Source organism: Pseudomonas sp. BF-RE-25 (genome assembly GCF_019956105.1).
In the GTDB taxonomy this organism is placed as follows: domain Bacteria; phylum Pseudomonadota; class Gammaproteobacteria; order Pseudomonadales; family Pseudomonadaceae; genus Aquipseudomonas; species Aquipseudomonas migulae.
The window spans coordinates 35376-59785 of the sequence record NZ_JAHBDB010000028.1; the positions used below are offsets into that span (position 1 = coordinate 35376).

The following is a 24410-nucleotide window of genomic DNA, read 5'->3' on the forward strand; positions in this document are numbered from 1 at the left end:
AAGCGAAATGACTGACAAGCCTGGTTACCGTCGCCCGCAGGAAGGCACCCAGCCGGAGTACCTGCACCCGACTTATCAATCCACTAACTTGCGCTCACCGTCGAAGCCGTTGGTGTTTTTGCCTCATTCGTTGTCGGAAATTACCGGTCCGACCATCGGCGCCGAACGCGTCAACGAGAATGACAATGACCTGACCGCCCAGCACAAGGGCGAGCCGCTGGGCGAGCGCATCATCATTCACGGCCGCGTACTGGATGAAAACGGTCTGCCGGTGCCGGGGATTCTGGTGGAGATCTGGCAGGCCAACGCCGCCGGTCGCTACAACCATGCCCGCGACCTGCACGACGCGCCACTGGACCCGAACTTCACCGGCACCGGCCGCACCGTGACCGACGCCGATGGCTGGTATCAATTCCAGACCATCAAGCCCGGCGCTTACCCGTGGGGCAACCACCACAATGCCTGGCGTCCGGCGCACATCCATTTTTCGCTGTTCGGGCCGAGCATCCTGACGCGCCTCGTCACGCAGATGTATTTCCCCGGCGACCCGTTGCTGGCGTACGACCCGATCTACAACTGCGTGCCCGATACCAGTGCCAAAGAGCGCTTGATCGCCAGTTTCGACCTGGAAAAAACCATCCCTTCCTATGCCCTCGGTTACCGCTGGGACATCGTATTGCGCGGCCGCGACGCCACGCCGATGGAGAAATAAGATGACGCTGACTGCGACCACGTCCCACACCGTCGGGCCGTATTACCACATTGGCCTGACCTGGCTGAACCGCGAAAACCTGACCGTCGAACAAACCCTGGGCGAGCGCGTGGCGATCACCGGACAAGTCATCGACGGCAACGGTGACATCGTCAACGACGCGATGCTGGAAGTCTGGCAGGCCAACGCCGCCGGCAAGTACGACCACCCCGAAGACGATCAGGCCAAACCGCTGGACCCGAACTTCGAAGGCTTTGGCCGGATCCCGGTGGATGCCGAAGGGCGCTTCCGCTTCACCACGATCAAGCCGGGCACAGTGGAAGGCCTGAAAGGTTCGACCCAGGCGCCACACCTGGTGGTGCTGGTGTTTGCTCGCGGGCTGGTGAAGCACTTGCTGACGCGGATTTACTTTGATGGCGAACCGGCCAACGTCGCCGACCCGTTGTTGGAGTGCGTGCCAGCCGAACGCCGCAATACCTTGCTGGCGAAGCAGGATGCGACCGGTATTTATCAGTGGAATGTGATTCTGCAAGGCACGGATGCGGAGACGGTGTTCTTCGACTACTGAAAACACCACAAACTTGTAGGAGCCGGCTTGCTGGCGATTGCGGTGTATCAGTGTCATGAACGCTGAATGACACACCGCGATCGCCAGCAAGCCGGCTCCTACAAGGGATCTGTGCATCTGTGGAACGGGACTGTTGCAAAGTGTGTCTAGACTCTCACTGTCCCCATTGAGTGAAAAACAATGACAACGCCAATCGCTTCAACCGCGCTATACACCGGCGAAGAGCGCAGCAAACGGATCTTCGCGATTGTCGGCGCCTCGTCCGGCAACCTCGTCGAATGGTTCGACTTCTACGTCTACGCTTTTTGCGCGATCTATTTCGCCCCCGCCTTTTTCCCGTCCGACAACCCCACGGTGCAGTTGGTCAACACCGCGGGCGTCTTTGCCGCCGGGTTCCTGATGCGACCGATTGGCGGCTGGATTTTCGGCCGTGTCGCGGACAAGCACGGGCGCAAGAATTCGATGCTGATATCGATTCTGATGATGTGCTTCGGTTCGTTGCTCATCGCCTGTCTGCCGACCTACAAGGACATCGGCGTCTGGGCGCCGATCATGCTGCTGTTTGCCCGTTTGCTCCAGGGCCTGTCGGTGGGCGGCGAATACGGCACCACCGCCACCTACATGAGTGAAGTGGCGCTCAAGGGCCAACGCGGTTTCTTCGCCTCGTTTCAGTACGTGACGCTGATCGGCGGGCAGTTGCTGGCGGTGTCGCTGGTGGTGGTGCTGCAACAGTTCCTCACCGAGGATGACTTGCGTGCCTACGGCTGGCGGATTCCGTTCGTGGTCGGTGCCATGGCGGCATTGGTTTCGCTGTACCTGCGTCGTTCGCTGAAAGAAACCACCAGCAAGGAAATGCGCGAAAACAAGGACGCTGGCAGCATCCGCGCGCTGTTCCGCGACCATAAAGCCGCGTTCATTACCGTGCTCGGTTACACCGCAGGCGGCTCGCTGATTTTCTACACCTTCACCACGTACATGCAGAAATACCTGGTGAACACCGCCGGCATGCATGCCAAGACCGCCAGCTACATCATGACCGGCGCGCTGTTCCTTTATATGTGCATGCAGCCGATCTTCGGCATGCTCTCGGACAAGATCGGCCGCCGGAGCTCGATGCTGTGGTTTGGCGCACTCGGCACGCTGTGCACCGTGCCGATTCTGCTCAGCCTGAAAAGCGTCACCAGTCCGTTCCTGGCCTTCGTGCTAATTACCCTGGCGCTGGCGATTGTCAGTTTCTACACCTCGATCAGCGGTCTGGTAAAAGCCGAAATGTTCCCGCCTGAGGTGCGTGCATTGGGTGTTGGCCTGGCTTACGCGGTGGCGAATGCAATATTCGGTGGCTCAGCGGAGTATGTAGCCTTGAGCCTCAAAGCGGTCGGCATGGAAAACTCCTTCTACTGGTACGTGACGTTGATGATGGCGATAGCGTTCCTGTTCAGCCTGCGTCTGCCCAAACATGCGAAGTATCTAGAAAACGACCTTTGATCCACACCCGCGGGCCCAAGCGGCCCGCGCCTCCAGGGACTGTTTATGAACCAGCGACCGGGCAATCAATTGTTCGATGCCTATTTCACTGCGCGCGATATGCGTGAGGTGTTCTGCGATCAGGGCCGGGTTCAGGCCATGCTCGATTTCGAAGCGGCGCTGGCCCGCGCCGAGGCGCATGTCGGGTTGATTCCGCAGTCGGCAGTGGCGCCCATCGAAGCGGCCTGCCGCGCCGGGCATTACGATTTCGCCGCCCTCGGCGAGGCGATTGCCACGGCCGGTAATTCGGCGATTCCGCTGGTGAAAGCGTTGGGCAAACAGATCGCGACCACCGATGCCGAAGCCGAGCGCTACGTGCATCTGGGCGCCACCAGCCAGGACGTAATGGACACCGGCCTGGTGTTGCAATTGCGCCGGGCGCTGGAACTGATTGAGAGCGATCTGGCGCAACTGGGGGAAACCCTTTCAACGCAAGCCCAGCGTTATGTCGCCACGCCGTTGGCCGGTCGTACCTGGTTGCAGCACGCAACGCCGGTCACCTTGGGCATGAAGATCGCCGGATGGCTGGGCGCCGTCACCCGCAGCCGTCAACGCCTGCAAGAACTCAAACCGCGCCTGCTGGTGCTGCAATTCGGCGGCGCCTCCGGGACCCTCGCGGCCCTCGGTGCGCAAGCGTTGCCGATTGCCGACGCGCTGGCCACGGAGCTGCACCTGACGTTGCCCGACCAACCGTGGCACACCCAACGCGACCGCCTGGTGGAGTTCGGTTCGGTGCTGGGATTGATCGCCGGCAGCCTCGGCAAGCTCGGTCGCGATATCAGCCTGTTGATGCAGACTGAAGCGGGCGAAGTGTTCGAACCCTCGGCGCCGGGCAAGGGCGGTTCGTCGACCATGCCGCACAAACGCAACCCGGTGGGCGCCGCCGTGCTGATCGGCGCTGCAACACGGGTTCCCGGTCTGCTCTCGACCCTGTTCAGTGCGATGCCGCAAGAGCACGAGCGCAGCCTCGGCCTGTGGCATGCCGAGTGGGAAACCCTGCCGGAGATTTGCTGCCTGGTGTCCGGCAGCCTCAAGCAAGCATTGCTGGTGGCAGACGGACTGGAAGTGGACGCCAAACGCATGGCCCGCAACCTCGACCTGACCCAAGGCCTGGTGCTGGCCGAAGCGGTGAGTATCGTTCTCGCGCAACGGGTCGGCCGCGACACCGCGCATCATTTACTGGAGCTGTGCTGCAAGCGCGCCGTGGCCGAGCAACGGCATTTGCGCGCGGTCCTGGGCGACGAGCCGCAAGTGACCGCCGAGCTCTCGGCTACTGAACTCGATCATCTGCTGGACCCCGCTCACTACCTCGGACAGGCTCGTACCTGGGTCGAGCGAGCGGTGGCTGAACATTCTGCGCTAACTGCCTGAAGGAGACTGCTGTGGCTTTCGTACAACTCGCCGAGGGCGAACTGCATTACCAAATTGAAGGGCCGGTCGATGCACCGGTGCTGGTGCTGTCCAACTCGCTGGGCACCGACCTGCACATGTGGGACGCGCAAATTGCCGCGTTCACCGAGCATTTCCGGGTGCTGCGTTTTGATACCCGTGGCCACGGCAAATCCCTGGTCACGCCGGGGCCTTACAGCATCGAACAACTGGGCCGAGACGTGCTGGCGCTGCTGGATGCGTTGCACATTGAGAAGGCGCATTTCTGCGGCTTGTCGATGGGCGGCTTGATTGGCCAGTGGCTGGGCATCAATGCCGGTGATCGATTGAACAAACTGGTGGTGTGCAACACCGCCGCGAAAATCGGCGACCCGTCGATCTGGAACCCGCGCATCGAGACCGTGCTGCGTGACGGCGCGGCGGCCATGGTTGCGCTACGCGATGCATCGATTGCGCGCTGGTTTACCCCGGACTTTTCCGAGGCCAATCCGGCGGCGGCGAGACGGATTACCGACATGCTCGCGGCCACTTCACCGCAAGGCTACGCAGCCAATTGCGCTGCCGTACGCGATGCCGATTTCCGTGATCAGCTGTCCTCGATCAAGGTGCCGCTGCTGGTGATCGCCGGCACCGAAGACGCGGTCACGCCGCCGTCCGGTGGGCACTTCATCCAGGAACATGTGGCAGGTGCCGAGTACGCCGAGTTCTACGCGGCGCACCTGTCCAACGTGCAGGCCGGCGATGCGTTCAGTGAGCGCGTTCTCGCTTTTTTGCTGGGTCATTGAGGGGGAAATCCGTGGACGAGAAACAACGTTACAACGAGGGCATGAACGTCCGTCGCGCAGTCCTCGGCGACGCCCATGTCGACCGCAGCCTGAACGCACTGACCGAGTTCAATTCGGAGTTTCAGGAGATGATCACCCGCCACGCGTGGGGTGACATCTGGACCCGCCCGGGCCTGCCGCGCCATACCCGCAGCCTGATCACCATCGCCATGTTGATCGGCATGAACCGTGAGGGTGAACTCAAACTGCACCTGCGTGCCGCCGCCAACAATGGCGTGACCCGTGGCGAGATCAAGGAAGTGATCATGCAGAGCGCCATCTACTGCGGCATCCCGGCGGCGAATGCGACGTTTCATTTGGCCGAGTCGGTTTGGGATGAGTTGGGCGTCGAGTCCCGGGAATAGACCAAACGCCACACACCTGTAGGAGCCGGCTTGCTGGCGATTTGGACGACGCGGTTTGTCAGGCGGATCGCGTCGATCCTATCGCCAGCAAGCCGGCTCCTACAGGATTTGTGTTGCCGGGTGGATCGGGACTGTATTCAGATGGTCGCGACGATGAATATGCGCTTGAACGGAAACAGCGTTCGCCCGTCGCTCTCCGGCGGGTAATGCGCGTGTACGCGCATCAGGTAGTGGTAGATGAAGCGTGCCTGTTCGTCGGGCTTGAGTCCCTGCATCACTGGTCGCAGCGCCGAGACCTTGACCCAGTCATAGATCGGCGATTGACCGCAGACCACCTGCAATTGCTCGGTCTCCCAGATGTCCAGGGTTTCGGTGATCGGGGCGAGCAAGCGGTAGTAATCTTCCAGCGACAAGAGCGTTCGTGCGGCCATGGCCTCGCGCAGTTGCGCCGTGCCTAACGGTTGGCCGCACGCCCCCGCGTCTTCCAGCGTGTCGAGCACCAACCGATACCACAAGGCATCCCGCCAGTCGGGCATGTGCGCTGCCAGGCAACCGCCTGGGTTGAGCTGCCTGAGCAGTCGCGGCAGCAGTTGATGGTGATCCTTGATGAAGTGCAAAACGGCGGCGGCGAACAGCAGGTCTGCTGGCTGTTCGGGCTGCCAGTCGAGCAGGTCACACTGTTTCCACAGCGCCTTGATGGGCAGAAGGCGGGCTTCGTCGAGCATTTGTCCGGAGCTGTCGATGCCCTGCAACTGTGCGCGAGGCCAACGCTTGGCCAACAGTTGCGTGGCGATGCCGGTGCCGCACCCCAGGTCATAAATGCGTTGGGGTGATTTGAGTTCGACACGACCGAGCAATTCATTGACCGGTCGTTGCCTGAGGCGCGAAAACTGCTGGTACGCCTTGGCGTCCCAGTGCGTGCAGGCGCTCCCTGCCTTATCAAGTTTGACGCTCATGAGGTGGTCCTCTCTGGCGGTTACAGTTGTCTTCCGATGACGTTCAGGGTTTTCAGGACAACAGCCACACCTTTGCGCGTGTCCGGCTCGTTCAGCAGTTTGATCAAGGCGTAGACCCCTGGTGGCTCCGGGGCGGCGGCGACTTCGGCGTGGGCCATGCGCACGGCGTTGCTGACGGTCCAGGTGGCCGCCGTAGCGTTTTCGAACAACCGCGCCAGTTTTTCCACCATGGCCGCGTCCAGCAGGTCGACCATGTCCGAGGTCAACGAGAGCAAATCGACAAGGTTATCCAGTCGCCCGCCATCGATCAGTGGTTGCAGTTTTGCCATCAAGACCTTGAGCCCCTCCGACCTGTCGGCGGTGCCGATGGCGAGGGTTTCATCTGTCAGGTTTGTCATTGTGTTTGTCTCCCTGAGCCCGTCACAGCATGCCCCGGGCAACCGCCCAGTACAGGCCACGATTGAAGCCGTTCCTGAGCAGGCCACCGAGTTTGGTCGGTGGAGTTGGCAGAACGTCGCACGCGTAGTTGTACCAAAGCGGCATGCCGGCACAGAGGCCCATTTGCGCGACGGCCTGAACCCGTCCGTCGTAGACATCGATGGGGCCACCGAGGCGAATTTCAGCGGTAATGTTGTTGGCGATCACCGGTGCCTGGTTATGGCACGCGCCACCGGCCTTGCTCACTGGCAGATCGACGGTGTCGCCGATCACGTAGACGTTTTCCAGGTCGTAGACTTTCAGGGTTTCATGATTGGTGGGCAGCCAGCCTTCGTTATTGGGCGCTTTTGACGCTCCGGACTCGAGCACGGCATCCACGGCGCGGATCGGCGGCGTTGCCATCAGGATGTCGTAAGACTGCGCGTCGCCTTCTGCGGAGTAGGCAATTTTGCTGTCGGGATCGACACGGTCCAGGGTGAACCCACGCTGAAAACGGATGTTTTTCTGCTCGAAAATACTCGGCAGAATTTCCCCTGTCGGTCGTTGCAGGAACAGGCAGTTGCGCAGTAACTGAGCGGTTGTCGGGTAGGTGTAGATAATTTTCACTTTGTCTCGCACACCCCGACGCCGCAAATAATCATCGAGCATCAAGGTGGTTTCGACGGGCGCGATGCCGCATTGATGCGGCACGTTGGGCGTTTGCGGGAAAGACACGGTAATGAAGATCCGGCCTTTTTCGATGGTGCTCAGCTTCTGCGCCAGTTGCCGGGCCGGCTCGTATTGATAGAAGTGGTCGCCGCCTTCTTTCAAACCTTCGATGCGTTCCGGGGCGGGCACGCAACCGGTGGCGATGACCAGATAATCGTAGTCGTAGACTTTGCCGCTGCGCGTCTTCAGGCGTTGCCCAGGGAAATCGAAACGCGTCACTTCTTCAACGTTGAAGGTGATTTCCGGGCGCAGCAATGAGCGTTCCGGGCGTTTGAGTTCTTCCTGAAAAAACAGGTTGAACGCCACGTACATGAACGCAGGTTTGTAGTAGTGATCGGGGGAGTTGGACAGCAGAGTAATCAGGACTTCGCCGCGCAGGATTTCTGGATACAACTTGTTGACCAGTTGATTGGCCAGCATGGTTCCACCGACGCCGCCACCGACGATAACTATTCGCTTGCTCATACCTGACCTCCGTGGTCATGGCAGCTTCGCGTACAGCATCCGGAGATAACGGAAGTAAATGGGGGCTCCTACATCAGGCTGGAGAACTTGAACGCCTTGATGACTGTATCTGCGGTTCAATAATTCGCCAGTTCATCGCGACCAGTGGTCAGCGCCAGCGTTTCCCCCAAGGAGTCAACGCTGGCGCTGAGGCTTACAACAAACTGATCGGGTAGCTGATGATCAACCGGTTCTCGTCGAACTCGTTATTGCTGTAATCGCGGCGCATGGTCGAGTTGCGCCATTTGACGTTCAGGTCTTTCAGCGCACCGCTTTGTACGGTGTAGCCCAGTTCACTCTCGCGGCCCCATTCCTTGCCGTCGGTGATGGTGCCGGTGTGTACGTTTTCGCCGCTGATGTAGCGGTTCATCAGGGTCAGGCCCGGTACGCCGAGCGCAACGAAGTTGTAGTCGTGACGCACCTGCCAGGATTTTTCCCGCGCGTTGTCATAGCTGGAGTTGTAGCTGTCGTTGGCCAGCGTGCCGCCGCTGGTGCCGTTGACCCGCATCCAGGCGCTGTCGCCGGTGAGTTTTTGCAGGCCGACGTAGAAGGTGTTGCCGCCGTACTTCGCGGAGAACATTCCCGACCAGGTCTTGTTGTCCAGATCGCCGGCGCGGGCGCTGCCGTCTTCCTTGCCGTAGAAGAAACCGAGGTTGGCGCCCAGGGTCCAGTCGCCGATGGGTTGGCTGTGAATCAGGTTGACGAATTGCTGGCTGTAGATGTCCTTGAGTTCGGCGTTCCACAGGCCGATCTGGGTGCGCTTCTCGTTGAACAGGTATTCGCCACCCTGGAAGTTGAAGCGGTCGGAGGTGAACGCCGCTTTGCCGGTCATCGACATGTCATTCATGCTGCTGTCGTCACGCGGGCTGTTCTGGCGGAACTGGCCGCCGTAGAGCGTCAGGCCGTTGATTTCCTTTGAGGTGACCTGACCGCCACGGAAGGTTTGCGGCAGCGAGCGTCCATCGTCCGAACGCAGGATCGGCAGCACCGGCATCCATTCGCCGACCTTCACTTCGGTCTGCGACAGCTTGGCCTTGAACGCCACGTTGGTGCGACCGAAGTTGTCCGCCGGGCGACCATCGTGGTCCAGCGGCAGCAACTGCGTACCGCCGGTGCCTTTACCGCCGTCGAGTTTTACCGAGTACAGCCCCAGCACATCCATGCCGAAGCCGACGGTGCCTTGGGTGAACCCGGATTTGGCGTCGAGGATGAAACTTTGCGTCCACTCTTCAGCCTTGCCCTGTGCCTTGGTCGGGTTGGTGAAGTTGCGGTTGATGTAGAAGTTGCGCAGGTTCAGGTTGACCTTGGCCCCTTCGACAAAACCCGCCTCTTCGGCCGTGGCGGGCAGGGCGGCGCCGGCCAGTGCGAGGGCGATCAGGCTGGGAACGAAATAAGTGGAAGGCGTCATGGGCTCGGTCTCTCTAATTCTTGGAGATGAAACGGGGCGATGCCGCAACCGTCGGGTTGCAGACAAAAAGATTCGAATTCAAATGAAACGGGGCGAGATCAGCCGGACAGGGCGGGGCGCGGGGGCATGGTGTCGAACCTGTTGTTATTGGTTTTGTGTGGCGAATGGTGCGGGGAATGAACTGGATGGTTCAATTGGTAAAAGCGGGTTTTGGGCGATTATCGAACCGAGATTGCCTTGGATTGTGTGTTGGCATGCCGGCCCCATCGCGAGCAGGCTCACTCCCACATTCGATTGCATTCCTCCTGAACGAACACGGTCAACTGTAGGAGCGAGCCTGCTCGCGAAGGGGCCATCACAGACACCACAACTTTCCAGCAGACAACAAAAAGCCCACCAAACGGTGGGCTTCGTGTTTACAGCAACTCGATCAGAACAACTTCAGCTTCGGCGCTTCTTCTTTCAGCGGCTCGACTTTCGCGGTCTGCTCGTTCCAGCCACCGCCCAGTGCCTTGTACAGATTCACGGCGCTGGTCAGTTGCGCCAGGCGGTCGGTGATCAGCGCCTGTTGGGCACTGAACAGCTGACGCTGGGCATCGAGGAAGGTCAGGTTGCTGTCGACGCCGATGCGATAACGACGCTCGGCCAGACGGTAGTAGTCCTGGTTGGCGGTGACGAAATCACGCTGGGCCTGCAACTGCTCGGTGTAGGTCTGGCGGGCGGCCAGGCCGTCGGCGACTTCCTGGAAGGCCGTCTGAATGGACTTCTCGTAGTTCGCCACGCCGATGTCTTTCTGGATTTTCGAGTAATCCAGGCTGGCGCGCAGGCTGCCGGCGTTGAAGATCGGCAGGTTGATTTGCGGCTGGAACAACCACGTGCCCGAGCCGCCCTTGAACAGACCGGACAGGTCGGGGCTCAACGTACCGGCATTGGCGGTGAGGCTGATGCTCGGGAAGAACGCCGCGCGCGCTGCGCCGATGTTGGCGTTGGCCGCTTTCAGGTTGTATTCGGCTTGCAAAATATCCGGACGACGTTGCAGCAGATCCGACGGCAGGCCGGGCGGTACATCGCTCAGCAAATCGTCAGACAGTGGCCTGGCTTCTCGCAGATTGGCCGGGATGCCGGTGCCGAGCAGCAGCACCAGGCTGTTTTCATCCTGAGCGACCTGGCGTGTGTAACGGGCCAGTTGCGCACGGGCGTTTTCTACCGAGGTGCGCGACTGCGCCAGGTCCAGCGCCGAGGCTACGCCCACTTCGTTGCTGCGTGCGGTGAGCTTGTAGCTCTCCTCGAACGCAGCGAGGGTGTCCTGAGTCAGCTTGCGCAGCTCCTTGTCGGCCTGCCAGGTCAGGTAGGCATTCGCCACGCTGGCCACCAGGCTGATTTGTGTGCTGCGACGGCCTTCTTCTGTGGCGAAGTACTTCTGCAGGGCTTCTTCGTTCAGGCTGCGAACCCGACCAAACAGGTCGAGTTCATAGGCGCTGATGCCGACGGTGGCCGAGTAGGAACTGGTGATGCCTGCCTGACCGCTCTGTGAAGCGTCAGCCGGAACCCGCTGACGGCTGCCGGTACCGTTGGCCGAAACCGCCGGGAACAGGTCGGCACGCGAGATGCGGTACTGCGCCGCGAACGCGTCGATGTTCAGCGCCGCGACACGCAGGTCGCGGTTGTTTTCCAGAGACAGCTGGATCAGCTGCTGCAGCGCCGGGTCATGGAAAAACTGCTTCCAGCCCTGTTCGGCGGCAGCCTGGCTCGGCGCCTGGGCCGGCGAATACGCCGGGCCTTGCGGGAACTGGGCGGCCACCGGTGCTTCAGGCTGCTGATAATCGGGTATCAGCGAGCAACCGCTCAGCACGAAGGCCGCGACTGCGATGGAGAGTAGCGACTTGCTCATTAGCCAGCCTCTTTAGAAGGTTCAATAGCGTCGTCCTGATCGGCGATTTTTCGCTGACCCATGGCCGACACGGTGACGAAGAACAACGGGACCCAGAAGATCGCCAATACGGTGGCGGTGATCATACCGCCAATTACCACGGTACCGATGGCGTGTTGGCTGCCCGAGCCGGCGCCGCTGGAAATGGCCAGAGGTACCACGCCGAGAATGAACGCCAGGGAGGTCATGATGATCGGGCGCAAACGCATGCGGCAGGCCTCGATTGCTGCCTCCTGCAAGCTCTTGCCCTGTTCATGCAGATCCTTGGCGAACTCGACGATCAGAATGGCGTTTTTCGCCGCCAGACCGATGGTGGTCAACAGACCCACGAGGAAGTACACGTCGTTGGACAGACCCCGCAGGCTGGTGGCCATCAACGCACCGATAATCCCCAGTGGCACCACGAGCACAACGGCAATCGGAATCGACCAGCTTTCGTACAGCGCCGCCAGGCACAGGAACACCATCAGAATCGACAGCGCGAACAGCGCCGGCGCCTGGGAGCCCGCCAGTCGTTCTTCATACGACAGACCGGTCCAGGAAATACCGACACCGGCCGGCAGTTTCAGGGCAAGCGCCTCGACTTCGGCCATGGCTTCACCGGTGGAATAACCCGGGGCAGGGGAGCCGAGGATTTCCATCGCTTCTACGCCGTTATAACGGGCCAGTTTTGGCGAACCGTAAATCCACTCACCCTTGGCAAACGCGGTGAAGGGAACCATGGTCCCGGTGCTGTTGCGCACGTACCACTTCTTCAGGTCTTCAGGGCTCATGCGCGCGCCGGGCTGGCCTTGCACGTAAACCTTCTTCACACGACCACGGTCGATGAAGTCGTTCACATAGCTACTGCCCAAGGCAATCGACAAGGTGTTGTTGATGTCGGCGATGGTAACGCCCAGCGCACTGGCCTTCTCGTCGTCGATTTCCAACTGGAATTGCGGCTCGTCGTTCAGACCGTTCGGGCGCACTTGCGCCAGCACTTTGCTTTGCGCCGCCATGCCGAGGAACTGGTTACGGGCAGCCATCAGCTTTTCGTGACCGATACCGGCGCGGTCTTGCAGGAACACGTCGAAACCGGTGGCGTTACCCAGCTCCAGTACCGCTGGCGGTGCGAACGCGAACACCATGGCGTCACGGAAGGTGAAGAAGTGCTGTTGGGCACGGGCCGCGACCTTGAACACGTTGTTGTCGGCGTTACGTTCGTGCCACGGCCTCATCATGATGAACGCCATACCCGAACTCTGGCCACGGCCGGCGAAGTTGAAGCCGGTCACGGTAAACACCGAGTTCACCGCATCGCCTTCACCGCCATCCTTGCTTGGACGCAGCAGGAATTCACGCATCTCGTCCACGACGACCTGAGTGCGCTGGGCAGTCGAGCCGGCCGGGGTTTGTACTTGAGCAAACAGTACGCCCTGGTCTTCCTCCGGGAGGAACGAGGAAGGAATACGCATGAACAACCAGATCATGCCGATGACGATGATCACGTAGGCCAGCAGGTACGGCGCCTTGTTGCGCAGAATGTTGCCGACGCCACGCTCGTAGCTTTTCACGCTACGGTCGAAGTTGCGGTTGAACCAGCCGAAGAAACCGCGTTTCGGCACGCCGTGCTCGCCCTTGGGAATGGCTTTGAGCATGGTGGCGCAGAGCGCCGGGGTGAAGATCAGCGCGACCAGTACCGACAGGGCCATGGCCGAGACGATGGTGATCGAGAACTGCTTGTAGATCACACCCGTGGAACCGCCGAAGAACGCCATCGGCAACAGTACCGCCGAGAGCACCAGGGCAATACCGACCAGCGCACCCTGGATCTGCCCCATGGATTTCTTGGTGGCTTCCTTGGGTGACAGGCCTTCTTCGCTCATGACCCGTTCGACGTTTTCCACCACGACGATGGCATCGTCCACCAGCAGGCCGATGGCCAACACCATACCGAACATGGTCAGGGTGTTGATGCTGAAACCGAACGCCGCGAGGATGCCGAACGTACCCAGCAATACCACTGGCACGGTCATCGTGGTGATGACGGTGGCGCGGAAGTTCTGCAGGAACAGGAACATCACCAGGAACACCAGCACGATCGCTTCGACCAGGGTTTCAACCACACCCTTGATCGACTCGGTCACCACTGGCGTGGTGTCGTACGGGAACACCACTTCCATCCCTTGCGGGAAGAACGGCTTGAGGCTGTCGATGGTCTTGCGCAGGGCTTTCGCGGTGTCGAGGGCGTTGGCACCGTTGGCCAGTTTCACCGCCAGGCCGGAAGCCGGGGCGCCGTTGAACTGAGCGTTGATGCTGTAGTTCTCGCCACCCAGACCGACATCGGCGACATCTTTCAAGCGAACCTGGGAGCCGTCCTTGTTGACCTTGAGCAGGATTCTGTTGAATTGCTCAGCGGTCTGCAGGCGGGTCTTGCCGATGATCGTCGCGTTCAACTGAGTGCCGGGCAGGGCAGGCAGGCCGCCGAGCTGGCCGGACGATACCTGGACGTTTTGCGCGGCGATGGCGGTTTTCACGTCAATCGGGGTCAGGTTGAAGTTGTTCAACTTGGCCGGGTCGAGCCAGATACGCATGGCGTACTGGGAACCGAACACCTGGAAGTCGCCCACGCCGGCTGTCCGCGAGATCGGATCCTGCATGTTGGACACGATGTAGTTGGACAGGTCGTCCTTGGTCATGCTGCCGTCACGCGAGACCACGCCGATCACCAGCAGGAAGTTCTTCACGGCCTTGGTCACGCGGATACCTTGCTGCTGTACTTCTTGCGGCAGCAGCGGGGTGGCCAGGTTCAGTTTGTTCTGGACCTGAACCTGCGCGGTATCGGAGTTGGTGCCTTGCTCGAAGGTCGCGGTGATCGTCATGGTACCGTCGGAGTTACTTTCCGAGGACACATAACGCAGGTTGTCGATACCGTTGAGCTGCTGCTCGATCACCTGAACCACGGTGTCTTGCACGGTTTGCGCGGAAGCGCCCGGGTAGGCCACGGAAATGGCGATCGCCGGAGGCGCAATGCTCGGGTACTGGTTGATCGGCAACTTGAGGATCGATAGAGCCCCGACCAGCATGATCACCAGGGCAATTACCCAGGCGAAAATCGGACGGTCGATAAAAAATTTCGACATGGTTTACTCCCCTTTGCCGCTGGAAGCCTTGTTAGCTGCCTGTGCGGGGGCCGGGTTCTTTGCGCCAACGTTAGTCGCCTCAGTGGCCTTGACTTCAATGCCAGGTTTGACGAATTGCAGCCCTTCGGTGATCAGGCGATCACCGGCTTTCAGGCCGTCCTCGATCAGCCACTGGCTGCCGACAGTGCGGCTGGCCTTGAGCTGACGCAGCTCGACCTTGTTGTCCGCACCGACGACCAGCGCGGTCGGGGAGCCTTTCAGGTCGCGGGTCACGCCTTGTTGCGGCGCCAGGATGGCAGCTGCATTCACGCCGGCCTGAAGCTGGGCGTGAACGAACATGCCGGGCAACAGGGTGTGATCAGGGTTCGGGAACACCGCACGCAGGGTGACGGAACCGGTGGTCTGGTCAACCGAGACTTCGGAGAATTCGAGCTTGCCGTCGAGCTTGTACTGGCTGCCGTCTTCGAGGGTCAGCTTGACCGCCGCCGAGTTGTCGCCGGCCTTTTGCAGGCGACCGCTTTCCAGTTCGCGGCGCAGTTCAAGCAGCTCTACCGAGGACTGGGTGACGTCGACGTAGATCGGGTCGAGTTGCTGGATCACCGCCATGGCGTCCGCCTGGCCACTGGTGACCAGCGCGCCTTCGGTCACGCTGGAACGACCGATGCGACCGGACAGTGGCGCATAGACCTTGGTGTAGCGCACATTGATCTGGGCACTTTGCAGGGCGGCTTCCGATTGCAGGCGGTTGGCCTGTGCGGTGTCGTATTCCTGACGGCTCACAGCCTGTTCGTTGACCAGTTGCTTGTAGCGATCGGAGATCGACTTGGTCTGTTGCAGGTTGGCTTCGGCGCTTTTCAGCGTGGCTTCATAAACCGCCGGATCGATCTGATACAGCTGTTGGCCGGCCTTGACGTCGCCGCCTTCCTTGAACAGACGCTTGAGAATGATGCCGTTGACCTGCGGGCGAACTTCCGCGATGCGGTAGGCGCTGGTGCGACCCGGCAGCTCGGACGTCAGGGTGAAGGCTTGAGGTTGCAGGGTGACGACGCCGACCTGAGGCGGTGGAGCGGCCGGTGCCGCTTCTTCCTTTTTGCATCCGCTGAGCAGCGATGCCAAGGCGACGGCAGTGACCAGAGCGGTAACAGCTGGCTTGAATTGCATGAAAATCCTCGGGTCAGGCGCGCAAAAAAACGCACAAGAAAAGATGGAAGGTTAAAAATTGGGTACCGGGTGGATAAGTAGCATGCTAAGGAATATACTTACATTCACGGTTGTTTGTAAATACCTTGGCTGTGTACCCTCGCTGTTACAGAGGCCGTCGCAAGGTTGGAATTGTAGGCCCGGGGACGAGTCCCAAGAGCGCTCGCCCCACTTTTATTCAGCTGATATTCAGACATCGCTGAAGCATCCTGATTGAGGTTGTACTGCCATGGTCCGTCGCACCAAAGAGGAAGCTCAAGAAACTCGTAGCCAGATACTCGAGGCGGCCGAAAAAGCCTTTTTCGAGCGGGGCGTGGCCCGCACGACGCTGGCGGACATCGCAACCTTGGCCGGCGTCACCCGTGGCGCCATCTACTGGCATTTCAGCAACAAGGCCGATCTGGTCCAGGCCATGCTCGACAGCTTGCATGAGCCCCTTGATGAGCTGGCCAAAGCCGCGGAGAGCGAAGACGAGCTCGATCCGCTGGGCTGCATGCGTCGGCTGCTGATTCATTTGTTTCATGAAGTTGCGCTGGACCCCAAGACTCGGCGCATCAACGAGATTCTGTTTCATAAGTGCGAATTCACCGATGAAATGTGCGACCTGCGCCAGCAGCGCCGAACGGCCAGCCTCGAATGCAATATGCGCATTGGCCTGACCCTGCGTAATGCCGTGAATCGCGGGCAGTTGCCGGAAAATCTCGACACCGCCCGTGCGGCCATCAGCATTCATGCCTATATAGATGGCCTGCTGTACCAATGGTTGCTCGCGCCGGACAGCTTTGAACTGCATATCGATGCCGAACGTTGGGTCGATACCGGGCTGGACATGCTGCGTTTCAGTCCCAGCCTGCGAAAATGAAGCAACATGCGTAATTGGATCCGTTTATGTCAATAGACGCGGGCGAAGATCAACTCTTCGCCCGCGTTGGCGTACTGGGGTGCTTTTATATAGGGACGCGCTCCAGGATGACAGGTAGCGAGCTACGTATTTTGTAGGGAATTTGTGTCGCAGATGTGAAAAGCCAAGAGCGATCCCCAGTGGTCGCTGCTTCAGCCCATTGTTATTTCCACCTCGAAGTTGAAAGGCTGATCCTCTGCCATGCGGGTGATTTTGGTTGAGCAGTTGATTTTGGATGAGCCAATGGAGGTGACGGTGTTTTTTACCGTTGCTTTGTGTCTTGGCGAAATAACGCCGTAGGATTTGTTCATGATCATGCCGAGGTCAAAACGGACCCCGACGTTCTGATCGATAAAATCCACGAATTGATTGAACATGATTTTGTTTTTTGGCCACGGCGCGGCGTACGTATAGGCAAAGTCGGATTTGAATGCTGTCTTTGCGTGAGCCCGGAGCAGGAATGACTCGCGCTCTGATGGGTGTAAAGGCAGGCTGGTTTGTGCGATTTTAAAAGTGTGCGGTGTGTTATTAATGAGTTTGACAATCACACGAGTGTTTTTCGAGCTTTCATCTTGATGTCGCCACTGTTCTATTTTCTGATTCAACTCGCGTTCTGACTCGATTTTTTCGAGGAGGCCGATTAATTCCACCTCGGCGATCCCGATCAACTCATCCAGTGCTTGCTGATTCTCTTCGCTGAATAGTAGTGGTGTCAGGTTGTAAAGTGTGCCAATGGAAGTGTAATTGAAAAACGATAGTAGATCTTCGTACTTGTTACTGGTTTCTTTGATGTCGTTCATGTCGTTCATGTCGATTTTTCATTTTGCTAAGTAGGTAAGCTTCAGGTGCTTTTACCTGGGGTTATTTATTAAGAAGCGCAGATGCTACTGAGCACCGCTTTGAACGCAATCGGGTTCTTCAGGCTAATTCACCAAGAGTAATTAGCACGCCGTAGCTATAAGGACTCTCTCTCATGCCTCGTGAGAGGCTGGAAGTACAAGTCAGTGAAGATTTACCAATAGAATTTATCTGGTGATCCGCGTAGGGGGTTGACTTGCCGCCCGAATGTCTTAAATAAAGCTGCGAGGAAAAATCGAATGCGAATTTTTCGCTACGATACGTAAAGCCGTGGTTCACTTTGCTCGACACATGAATCTGCCGATGGGGGATACGTTGAGGTATGTCGCTGCGCAGTATGAATGACGTGTACTGCAATGGCTTGATTTCATAGTCTTGAGCGGGGAGTTTGTCGTTGTTCCAACTGGAGTAATCGAGTTTAAAAGTTTCTTCGGTAGCATTGAAAATGTAGAAGAGAACACTGGTGTGAGATTTGATGCGTTTAAGGGATGCCCAGGTTTCTTCCTCCCTCCTGAGGCTTTCCTCGCCAAGGGCCTCAAAGTATTTATCGACTTCCAGTTCTGCTCTTAGTCTTTCCTGGGTCTCAGGAGAAAAAAGAGTCGTGGCAGCACTTTGAAGAAAGCTTAGTATCATCGGAAAAGTGGAAAGAGTTGCAAGAGTGCTGGCTTGCTCATAGAGGTTTTTTTCAAATGTCACATTCTGAATGTCTTCGTAGACTTCCTGGTCTTCGGAGGCGGCCTTTATATGGGTATCATCCATGATGTCGATCTCTCTTGAGTTGAGTTGAGAGATTGAATATATCAGTGAGTCAAAAGGTCTGTTAGTTGGGTGTGTATTTGTTTGTTGCGCGTGGTTGATGGAGCGCATAAAAAAGCCCCAGCTCTTTCGAGCCGGGGCTTTGCAATTGTTTAGTTGAAGTTACATCGCTGGATAGTCGATATAACCGACCGGGCCTTTGCCGTAGAACAACTCCGGGCGCGCCTCGTTCAGTGGCGCATCGGCTTTCAAACGTGCCGGCAAATCCGGGTTGGCAATGAACGGCACACCGAAGGCGACCGCGTCAGCCTTGCCGCTGGCCAGCCAGGCGTTGGCGCTGTCCTTGGTGAAGCGTTCGTTGACGATGTACGGACCGCCGAAGGCTTCCTTGATTTGCGGGCCGAGGCTGTCGGTGCCTTCTTTTTCGCGGGAGCAGATGAACGCGATGCCACGTTTGCCCAGTTCGCGAGCGACGTAGGTGAAGGTTTCGGCGAGGTTGTCGTCGCCCATATCATGGGAGTCGGCTCGCGGTGCCAGGTGCACACCAACGCGGCCGGCGCCCCAGACTTCGATGGCGGCATCGGTCACTTCCAACAGCAGGCGTGCACGGTTTTCCACGGAGCCGCCGTATTGGTCGGTGCGCTGGTTGGTGCTGCTTTGCAGGAACTGGTCGAGCAGGTAACCGTTGGCGCCGTGGATTTCCACGCCGTCAAAACCGGCGGCCTTGGCGTTTTCGGCACCGACGCGGTAAGCGTCGACGACATCGGCGATTTCAGCGGTTTCCAGGGCGCGCGGCGTCGGGTAATCGGCCAGTGGGCGAACCAGGCTGACATGGCCTTTGGGCTGGATGGCGCTCGGTGCGACCGGTTTTTCGCCGTTCAGGTACGACTCGTGGGAAACCCGGCCGACGTGCCAGAGTTGCAGGAAGATCTTGCCGCCCGCGCCGTGGATCGCCTTGGTGACGTTGGTCCAGCCGCGCACTTGATCGTTGGACCAGATGCCCGGAGTGTCCGGGTAGCCAACGCCCATCGGCGTGACCGAGGTGGCTTCGCTGAGGATCAGGCCGGCCGAGGCGCGTTGAACGTAGTACTCGGCCATCAGCGCGTTCGGCACACGACCTTCGTCGGCGCGGCAGCGGGTCAGCGGTGCCATGATGATGCGGTTGGCCAACTCGAGGTCGCCCAGTTTGATCGGATCGAAAATAGTTGTCATGAAATGCACCCTCGTGAGGTATCAGTGAGTCAGTTGGTAGCAGGGGCCAGTTCGGGATTACCGCTCTGACGGAAAGTAATCAGGGTCACCAGCAGGGCGAGTACCGCCAGTGCGGCAGCCGCCAGTGGCACGCTGGTCAGGCCGTAGCCGTGGGCGATGACGCTGCCGCCGACCCAGGCACCGAGTGCGTTGCCGACGTTGAAGGCGCCGATGTTCAGGGTCGAGACCAGGTTTGGTGCAGCCTTGCCGTAGGTCACCACGTTCACTTGCAGGGCGGGTACGGCGGCAAAGCACGCGGTGGCCCAGAGGAACAGGGTGATTTCGGTCGGGATCAGCGCAACGCTGGTCCAGGTCAGTACGGTGGACACCACGGCCATGCTGATGAACACGCCGATCAGCGTCGCCGCCAGGCCTTTGTCGGCCAGTTTGCCGCCGATGATGTTGCCGACCGTCAGGCCCAGGCCGATGAGCATCAGCGTCCAGGTCACGCCGCGTGGCGAGACGCCGGTCACCTCGCCCAGCAGCGGGGCGACGTAGGTGAACAAGGTGAACACCGACGCGGCGAACAGCGCGGTCATGCTCAACGACAGCCAGATGCCGGCGCCTTTGAGGGCACGCAGCTCGGCGCGCATGTCGAGTTTCTCTTCATCGCGCTTGGCCGGCAGGAAAGGGATCAGGCCGATCAAGGCGATTACGCCGATAACGGTCACCGCCCAGAACGTCGAGCGCCAACCGGCTTGTTGACCGAGTGCGGTGCCCAGCGGCACGCCGAGGACGTTGGCCAGGGTCAGGCCAGTGAACATCAGGGCCACGGCCGAAGCGCGTTTGTTGGCTGGCACCAGGCCCGCAGCCACTACCGAACCGATACCGAAGAACGCACCGTGGCAGAGGGCAGTCACCACTCGGGCGAACATCAGCACGTTGTAGTCACTGGCCACTGCGCAGAGCAGATTGCCGATGATGAATATCCCCATCAACGCCACCAGTGCGGCCTTGCGCGGCAGCCTGGCGGTGGCCAGTGCCATGAACGGCGCACCGATGGCCACGCCCAGGGCGTAACCGGTCACCAGCCAGCCGGCGCCGGGGATCGACACACCGAGGTCAGCCGCCACATCGGGCAGCAAGCCCATGATGACGAACTCGGTGGTGCCGATGGCGAAGGCGCTCAAGGCCAGGATGAGGAGCGAGAGGGGCATTGTTGATTCCTTGTCAGCTTAAGGGTCAGAGCTCTTTACTGAAGGTTTTGAGGAATTCCTGGATGGTTTCCTCGTTGCGTTTGAAAAAGTGCCACTGGCCGACTTTGCGGCTGCTGATCAGGCCGGCGCGTTGCAGGGTCGCCAGGTGTGCGGACACCGTGGACTGCGACAAACCGCACCGTTGATCGATCTGCCCGGCGCAGACGCCGTGCTCGTTGCTGTGGGTCTGGTCGGGAAATTCGACGTCCGGGTCTTTGAGCCAGTGCAGGATTTCTCGCCGTACTGGGTGTGCCAGGGCTTTTATTATTTCGTCGAGGTCGAGGTTCATGGCTTGGGGCTCGTGATGAGTAAAACGCTATATCGCGATGAGGCGAACTTTAAATCGGTATTTCGCGATATACCAATATGATTTTGATCTGATGACCGCGTAAATCGGTATATCGGGTTATAACGATATGAATGCCGCAGTGTTAAGCTGGGCGGCATGAACTATCTCGCACATCTTCACCTCGGTGGCCAGCGTCCCGGTCAATTGCTCGGCAGTCTGTATGGCGATTTCGTCAAAGGACGGCTGCAAGGGCAGTTCGACCCGGAGATCGAGGCGGCTATCCAGTTGCATCGCAGCATCGACGTGTTTACCGACCGCCATCCGATGGTGGACGTGGCGTTGTCGCGGTTTTCCCTGACCCGCCGGCGTTATGCCGGGATCGTGCTCGATGTGTTTTTTGACCATTGCCTGGCGCGGGACTGGACGCTGTATGCCGACCGGCCGCTGGCGCTGTTCACCGGCGACGTGTATCGGGTGCTGTCCAATGAGCCGCAATTACCGGAACGCCTGGCGAGGATTGCGCCGCACATGGTGGCGAATGACTGGTTGGGTTCTTACCGGGAATTCGACGTGTTGGAGCAGGTGCTGCGGGGGATTTCGCGGCGGCTGACCAGGCCCGAGGAACTGGCGGCGGCGATGCAGGAGCTGCGGGTGTTGTATGAGCCGTTGAGCGAGGATTTCAGGTTGTTCTACCCACAGCTTCAGGACTTCGCCCAAAACTACCCAACACCATAAACCCCTGTAGGAGCCGGCTTGCCGGCGATGGCGGTGTATCAGTCAGCATCTCTGTTGAATGTTATGCCGTCATCGCCAGCAAGCTGGCTCCTACAGGGTTATGTGTTCAGGCAGCGATTGCCGGGCGCATCGGCGCTTGCTGTTTTTCGGGAATCGCGCCGAACAACACCTTCTGCACCGCCTGCTGCGCTTCGAACGCCAGCGCCGCGCGTTCCCGGCCTTCACAGGCAATCGGCTTGAGCAGATGAATCTCCACATCGCCCCGGTCATTGGCAAACAAGCGCATCAGGTGCGAGAGCAAGTCATCATCGCCAATGAACGGCGCCAGCGAATCGATTTCACCCTCGCGCAGGTAACGAATCGCCAACGGTTGCAGCTTCGCTTGCGAATCAATCGCCGCCGACAGCAAGCGACCATGGAAGGTGCGCAACGAACGGCCATCGGTGGTGGTGCCTTCCGGGAACATCAGCAGCGGATGTGCTTGTTCCAGGTGGCGCGTCATCTGTTTGCGGATCAACTGACTGTCCCCCGAACCACGGCGGATAAACAGGCTGCCGGCCTTGGCCGCCAACCAGCCCGCCACCGGCCAGGTGCGTACTTCGGCCTTGGACAGGAACGACATCGGCGTGAGCATGCCCAGCAGCGGAATGTCCGTCCAGGACACATGGTTGCTGACCCAGAGCATCGGCTCCTTTGGCAATTCACCGTGCACGGTCACGCGAAAGGGCAGGGCATTCGCCAGGCGTGCCATGAAAAATCGCGACCAGCGCTGACGGCGGACCATCGAATGGGCGATGCCCAGGCGCTCGAACAAACCGAAGACACTGGCCATGCTCAGCCCCAATGCCACCACGACCAACACTCGCGCAATCCGCGCGTACACCCGCAAGCGGCTCATCACACAGCCGCCTTGAAGTGCTTGGCGTAGCGCGGGCAGAGTTCGTCGCGCTTGAGCAGGATGAACACGTCGGCGACCTGGAAGTCTTCGTCCCAGCACGGCTCGCCGCAAATCTTCGCACCGAGGCGCATGTAGGCCTTGAGCAGCGGCGGCATTTCGGCGATGACGTTGGAGGGGATGTCCAGAACCGGCAATGGTTTTTTCGGTTCGGCGCGCAGGTTTTCGGTGCACAGGTAACGTTCGCGCAGACGCTGCATGATCGCGTGAGCCTGAATGCCACCGTCTTGCATCGGGATGCTCGCGCACCCCATCAGATAGCTGTAACCGCCCTGGTTCAGGACTTCGGCCAGTTCACCCCAGAGCACGGCGATGGTGCCGCCGTTGCGGTAGGCCGGGTCGACACAGGTACGGCCGATTTCGAGGATCGGGCCTTTGAGTTGGATCAGGCCGTGCAGGCTGAATTCTTCTTCGCTGTAAAATTTGCCCAGGCTGCTGGCGGCGGTGTGATCGAGCAAACGGGTGGTCGCCACCAGGCGCCCGGTGTTCAGGTCACGCACGCCGATGTGGGCGCAGTGAACGTCATAGTCATCCATGTCCAGACCCAGTTCCGCGCCTTTGAGCTTGGCGTTGAACTCGCCGCTGAACACGTTGAAGCGCAAAGCCTGGGCTTCCTGCAAGGCCTCGGCGCCCACCAGGCGTTCGGCTTGCAGGCGGCGTTCATTGCCGGTGTCGCTGATGCGGGCGATCTGAGTCATTGCGATTCTCCGTGCGGGCTGGTCACCCGTCTTGGGTTAGAGCCGATCGACTTTCTTTATGCGGCCGTGTTGTGCAAAGTCAGGCTATGTAGCCCCGGTGTCATCGCCATGAAGCTTTGGTGATGCTTATATGACAGCCCACAAGGAGCCTCTTATGCTCTGGCAAACCCTGTTGAAACGCCGCGATCGCTTGCCCGCCAATCCGGACCTCGGTGAAGGCTTCGCGACCTTGTTGCAGCAGTTGGGCACGGTCACGCCGTTTGAGTTGGCGGTGGGCGGTGGACGCCTGATGGCGACACCGGGGCTGGCGTTTCTGGTGGGCTATCAGGCGGCATTGCGCATGCTGTGGCCGAGCGCGCCGCCGAGTCTTGGCGCGTTGTGTGCGACCGAGCAACGCAGCCTGCGGGTGGCGGACATGCAGACGCGCCTGAGCGAACTGCGCCTGAGCGGACGCAAGGATTTCGTGACCGCCGGCGATGCGGCCGACTGGCTGCTGATCGCTGCGCGCAGTGAAGCGCCTGGCGAGTCGCCGCGCCTGAGCCTGGCGGTGGTTTATCCCGGTGAGCCGGGTGTGCGTCTGGAAAAACTCCCGCCGATACCGCTGATGCCGGACATCAGTCATGGCCGGCTGTTTCTTGACCATGCCTTGTGTGAATTGCTGGCGGGGGATGGCTGGGACGCGTATGTCAAACCGTTCAGAACGCTGGAAGACGTCTATGTGTTGAGCGCGATGACAGCGTGGTTGTATGGCGTCGGCCAGGACAGCGACTGGCCGCAGGTCTTGCAGTTGCGTTTGCTGGCGCTGTTGGCCGGGTGTGCGGAAATGAGCCGGCAGGCGCCGAACAATCCGGCGGGGCATGTGTTGCTGGGCGGGTTGTTTGCGCAGTTCGACGGGTTGAAGGTTGAGGTGAACCAGGCATTGGCCGATGGCCCGCCGCAGTGGGCGGCGATGTGGCAGCGGGATCAGGCGGTGATGGATTTGGCGGCGGGGGCGCGGGGCAAGCGGTTGGCCAAGGCGTTGGCGGCGATCTGACGGGCCTCTTCGCGGGCAAGCCTCGCTCCTACAGGAGAGCGCATACCTCTGTAGGAGCGAGGCTTGCCCGCGAAGGCGTCGTCATTGACG

The 24410-nt window shown here is 59.7% G+C and carries 23 protein-coding genes; 9 read left to right on the forward strand and 14 right to left on the reverse strand.

Translation table 11 applies throughout. The features are described from left to right. Positions 1-7: 7 nt before the first annotated feature. The 6 genes from pcaH (at position 8) to pcaC (ending at position 5382) form a co-directional block, all read left to right on the forward strand. Complete coding sequence (gene pcaH / locus KGB24_RS14470; RefSeq protein WP_223415784.1) at positions 8-712, forward strand: protocatechuate 3,4-dioxygenase subunit beta; 705 nt, start codon at positions 8-10, stop codon at positions 710-712. 1 nt (position 713) lies between these two features. Continuing rightward, complete coding sequence (gene pcaG, locus KGB24_RS14475) at positions 714-1280, forward strand: protocatechuate 3,4-dioxygenase subunit alpha (RefSeq protein WP_223415785.1); 567 nt, start codon at positions 714-716, stop codon at positions 1278-1280. A gap of 180 nt (positions 1281-1460) precedes the next feature. After that, positions 1461-2765: an MFS family transporter gene (locus KGB24_RS14480; protein ID WP_223415786.1), complete on the forward strand. Its 1305-nt coding sequence runs from the start codon at positions 1461-1463 to the stop codon at positions 2763-2765. 45 nt (positions 2766-2810) lie between these two features. After that, complete coding sequence (locus KGB24_RS14485; protein WP_223415787.1) at positions 2811-4175, forward strand: 3-carboxy-cis,cis-muconate cycloisomerase; 1365 nt, start codon at positions 2811-2813, stop codon at positions 4173-4175. Between the two features lie 11 nt (positions 4176-4186). Continuing rightward, positions 4187-4978 carry a 3-oxoadipate enol-lactonase gene (pcaD, locus tag KGB24_RS14490; RefSeq protein WP_223415788.1) on the forward strand — a complete coding sequence of 264 codons (792 nt, stop codon included), beginning with the start codon at positions 4187-4189 and terminating at the stop codon, positions 4976-4978. An 11-nt stretch (positions 4979-4989) separates the two neighbouring features. Continuing rightward, entirely contained in the window at positions 4990-5382 is a 393-nt protein-coding gene (pcaC, locus tag KGB24_RS14495; RefSeq protein ID WP_223415789.1) for a 4-carboxymuconolactone decarboxylase, read from the forward strand. 137 nt (positions 5383-5519) lie between these two features. On the opposite strand, the gene KGB24_RS14500 is transcribed toward pcaC, so the two are convergent. The 7 genes from KGB24_RS14500 to emhA form a co-directional block, all read right to left on the reverse strand. Next, positions 5520-6338, reverse strand: a complete 819-nt coding sequence (locus KGB24_RS14500) for a methyltransferase domain-containing protein (RefSeq protein ID WP_223416346.1) — start codon at positions 6336-6338, stop codon at positions 5520-5522. Positions 6339-6358: 20 nt separating this feature from the next. Beyond that, the gene (locus KGB24_RS14505; protein WP_223416345.1) at positions 6359-6736 is read right to left on the reverse strand and encodes a DUF1641 domain-containing protein; all 378 of its coding nucleotides are present in this window, start codon (positions 6734-6736) and stop codon (positions 6359-6361) included. 22 nt (positions 6737-6758) lie between these two features. After that, entirely contained in the window at positions 6759-7949 is a 1191-nt protein-coding gene (locus tag KGB24_RS14510; protein WP_223416344.1) for an FAD/NAD(P)-binding oxidoreductase, read from the reverse strand. 193 nt (positions 7950-8142) lie between these two features. Next, positions 8143-9396: an OprD family porin gene (locus KGB24_RS14515; protein ID WP_223416343.1), complete on the reverse strand. Its 1254-nt coding sequence runs from the start codon at positions 9394-9396 to the stop codon at positions 8143-8145. 430 nt (positions 9397-9826) lie between these two features. Then, complete coding sequence (gene emhC / locus KGB24_RS14520; protein ID WP_008025662.1) at positions 9827-11287, reverse strand: efflux RND transporter outer membrane subunit EmhC; 1461 nt, start codon at positions 11285-11287, stop codon at positions 9827-9829. After that, entirely contained in the window at positions 11287-14448 is a 3162-nt protein-coding gene (emhB, locus tag KGB24_RS14525; protein ID WP_008039452.1) for an efflux RND transporter permease subunit EmhB, read from the reverse strand. The genes emhC and emhB overlap by 1 nt, the downstream gene beginning before the upstream one ends. Before the next feature lie 3 nt (positions 14449-14451). Next, complete coding sequence (emhA, locus tag KGB24_RS14530; RefSeq protein ID WP_008025666.1) at positions 14452-15609, reverse strand: efflux RND transporter periplasmic adaptor subunit EmhA; 1158 nt, start codon at positions 15607-15609, stop codon at positions 14452-14454. 268 nt (positions 15610-15877) lie between these two features. Here emhA and emhR point away from each other — a divergent pair, with 268 nt between their 5' ends. Beyond that, on the forward strand, positions 15878-16510 hold the full coding sequence (gene emhR / locus KGB24_RS14535; RefSeq protein WP_223416342.1) for an efflux system transcriptional repressor EmhR: 633 nt from the start codon (positions 15878-15880) through the stop codon (positions 16508-16510). Positions 16511-16701: 191 nt separating this feature from the next. Here the strand turns inward: emhR and KGB24_RS14540 are convergent, their stop codons facing one another. From KGB24_RS14540 to KGB24_RS14560, 5 genes are all read right to left on the reverse strand, one after another. Continuing rightward, positions 16702-17358 carry a hypothetical protein gene (locus tag KGB24_RS14540; protein ID WP_223416341.1) on the reverse strand — a complete coding sequence of 219 codons (657 nt, stop codon included), beginning with the start codon at positions 17356-17358 and terminating at the stop codon, positions 16702-16704. 109 nt (positions 17359-17467) lie between these two features. Then, entirely contained in the window at positions 17468-18274 is an 807-nt protein-coding gene (locus tag KGB24_RS14545) for a hypothetical protein (RefSeq protein ID WP_223416340.1), read from the reverse strand. A 51-nt stretch (positions 18275-18325) separates the two neighbouring features. After that, on the reverse strand, positions 18326-19375 hold the full coding sequence (locus KGB24_RS14550) for an alkene reductase (protein ID WP_223416339.1): 1050 nt from the start codon (positions 19373-19375) through the stop codon (positions 18326-18328). Positions 19376-19404: 29 nt separating this feature from the next. Next, the gene (locus tag KGB24_RS14555; RefSeq protein WP_223416338.1) at positions 19405-20571 is read right to left on the reverse strand and encodes an MFS transporter; all 1167 of its coding nucleotides are present in this window, start codon (positions 20569-20571) and stop codon (positions 19405-19407) included. 25 nt (positions 20572-20596) lie between these two features. After that, positions 20597-20899 (reverse strand): ArsR/SmtB family transcription factor, encoded by a 303-nt coding sequence (locus tag KGB24_RS14560; RefSeq protein ID WP_008025677.1) that lies wholly within the window; start codon positions 20897-20899, stop codon positions 20597-20599. Between the two features lie 156 nt (positions 20900-21055). On the opposite strand from KGB24_RS14560, the gene KGB24_RS14565 reads away from it, so the two are divergent. Continuing rightward, positions 21056-21634, forward strand: coding sequence for an ACP phosphodiesterase (locus tag KGB24_RS14565; protein WP_223416337.1), 579 nt, complete (start codon positions 21056-21058; stop codon positions 21632-21634). Between the two features lie 106 nt (positions 21635-21740). Here KGB24_RS14565 and KGB24_RS14570 read toward each other — a convergent pair whose 3' ends face one another. Continuing rightward, a complete protein-coding gene (locus KGB24_RS14570; protein WP_008025680.1) occupies positions 21741-22532 on the reverse strand; it encodes a lysophospholipid acyltransferase family protein in 792 nt (263 codons plus the stop codon). Further along, the gene (gene olsB / locus KGB24_RS14575) at positions 22532-23287 is read right to left on the reverse strand and encodes an L-ornithine N(alpha)-acyltransferase (RefSeq protein ID WP_008025682.1); all 756 of its coding nucleotides are present in this window, start codon (positions 23285-23287) and stop codon (positions 22532-22534) included. Before olsB ends, KGB24_RS14570 begins: the two co-directional genes overlap by 1 nt. 154 nt (positions 23288-23441) lie before the next feature. On the opposite strand from olsB, the gene KGB24_RS14580 reads away from it, so the two are divergent. Further along, positions 23442-24320 (forward strand): acyl-CoA dehydrogenase family protein, encoded by an 879-nt coding sequence (locus KGB24_RS14580; protein WP_223416336.1) that lies wholly within the window; start codon positions 23442-23444, stop codon positions 24318-24320. The last annotated feature ends 90 nt before the right edge of the window (positions 24321-24410 follow it).

Excerpts from the sequence above, each read along its gene's own strand:
- pcaH (WP_223415784.1), top strand. The coding sequence starts at position 8 with ATGACTGACAAGCCTGGTTACCGTCGCCCGCAGGAAGGCACCCAGCCG.
- pcaG (WP_223415785.1), top strand. The coding sequence starts at position 714 with ATGACGCTGACTGCGACCACGTCCCACACCGTCGGGCCGTATTACCAC.
- KGB24_RS14480 (WP_223415786.1), top strand. The coding sequence starts at position 1,461 with ATGACAACGCCAATCGCTTCAACCGCGCTATACACCGGCGAAGAGCGC.
- KGB24_RS14485 (WP_223415787.1), top strand. The coding sequence starts at position 2,811 with ATGAACCAGCGACCGGGCAATCAATTGTTCGATGCCTATTTCACTGCG.
- KGB24_RS14500 (WP_223416346.1), bottom strand. The coding sequence starts at position 6,338 with ATGAGCGTCAAACTTGATAAGGCAGGGAGCGCCTGCACGCACTGGGAC.
- KGB24_RS14505 (WP_223416345.1), bottom strand. The coding sequence starts at position 6,736 with ATGACAAACCTGACAGATGAAACCCTCGCCATCGGCACCGCCGACAGG.
- KGB24_RS14510 (WP_223416344.1), bottom strand. The coding sequence starts at position 7,949 with ATGAGCAAGCGAATAGTTATCGTCGGTGGCGGCGTCGGTGGAACCATG.
- KGB24_RS14515 (WP_223416343.1), bottom strand. The coding sequence starts at position 9,396 with ATGACGCCTTCCACTTATTTCGTTCCCAGCCTGATCGCCCTCGCACTG.
- emhC (WP_008025662.1), bottom strand. The coding sequence starts at position 11,287 with ATGAGCAAGTCGCTACTCTCCATCGCAGTCGCGGCCTTCGTGCTGAGC.
- emhB (WP_008039452.1), bottom strand. The coding sequence starts at position 14,448 with ATGTCGAAATTTTTTATCGACCGTCCGATTTTCGCCTGGGTAATTGCC.
- emhA (WP_008025666.1), bottom strand. The coding sequence starts at position 15,609 with ATGCAATTCAAGCCAGCTGTTACCGCTCTGGTCACTGCCGTCGCCTTG.
- emhR (WP_223416342.1), top strand. The coding sequence starts at position 15,878 with ATGGTCCGTCGCACCAAAGAGGAAGCTCAAGAAACTCGTAGCCAGATA.
- KGB24_RS14540 (WP_223416341.1), bottom strand. The coding sequence starts at position 17,358 with ATGAACGACATGAACGACATCAAAGAAACCAGTAACAAGTACGAAGAT.
- KGB24_RS14545 (WP_223416340.1), bottom strand. The coding sequence starts at position 18,274 with ATGCGCTCCATCAACCACGCGCAACAAACAAATACACACCCAACTAAC.
- KGB24_RS14550 (WP_223416339.1), bottom strand. The coding sequence starts at position 19,375 with ATGACAACTATTTTCGATCCGATCAAACTGGGCGACCTCGAGTTGGCC.
- KGB24_RS14555 (WP_223416338.1), bottom strand. The coding sequence starts at position 20,571 with ATGCCCCTCTCGCTCCTCATCCTGGCCTTGAGCGCCTTCGCCATCGGC.
- KGB24_RS14560 (WP_008025677.1), bottom strand. The coding sequence starts at position 20,899 with ATGAACCTCGACCTCGACGAAATAATAAAAGCCCTGGCACACCCAGTA.
- KGB24_RS14565 (WP_223416337.1), top strand. The coding sequence starts at position 21,056 with ATGAACTATCTCGCACATCTTCACCTCGGTGGCCAGCGTCCCGGTCAA.
- KGB24_RS14570 (WP_008025680.1), bottom strand. The coding sequence starts at position 22,532 with ATGAGCCGCTTGCGGGTGTACGCGCGGATTGCGCGAGTGTTGGTCGTG.
- olsB (WP_008025682.1), bottom strand. The coding sequence starts at position 23,287 with ATGACTCAGATCGCCCGCATCAGCGACACCGGCAATGAACGCCGCCTG.
- KGB24_RS14580 (WP_223416336.1), top strand. The coding sequence starts at position 23,442 with ATGCTCTGGCAAACCCTGTTGAAACGCCGCGATCGCTTGCCCGCCAAT.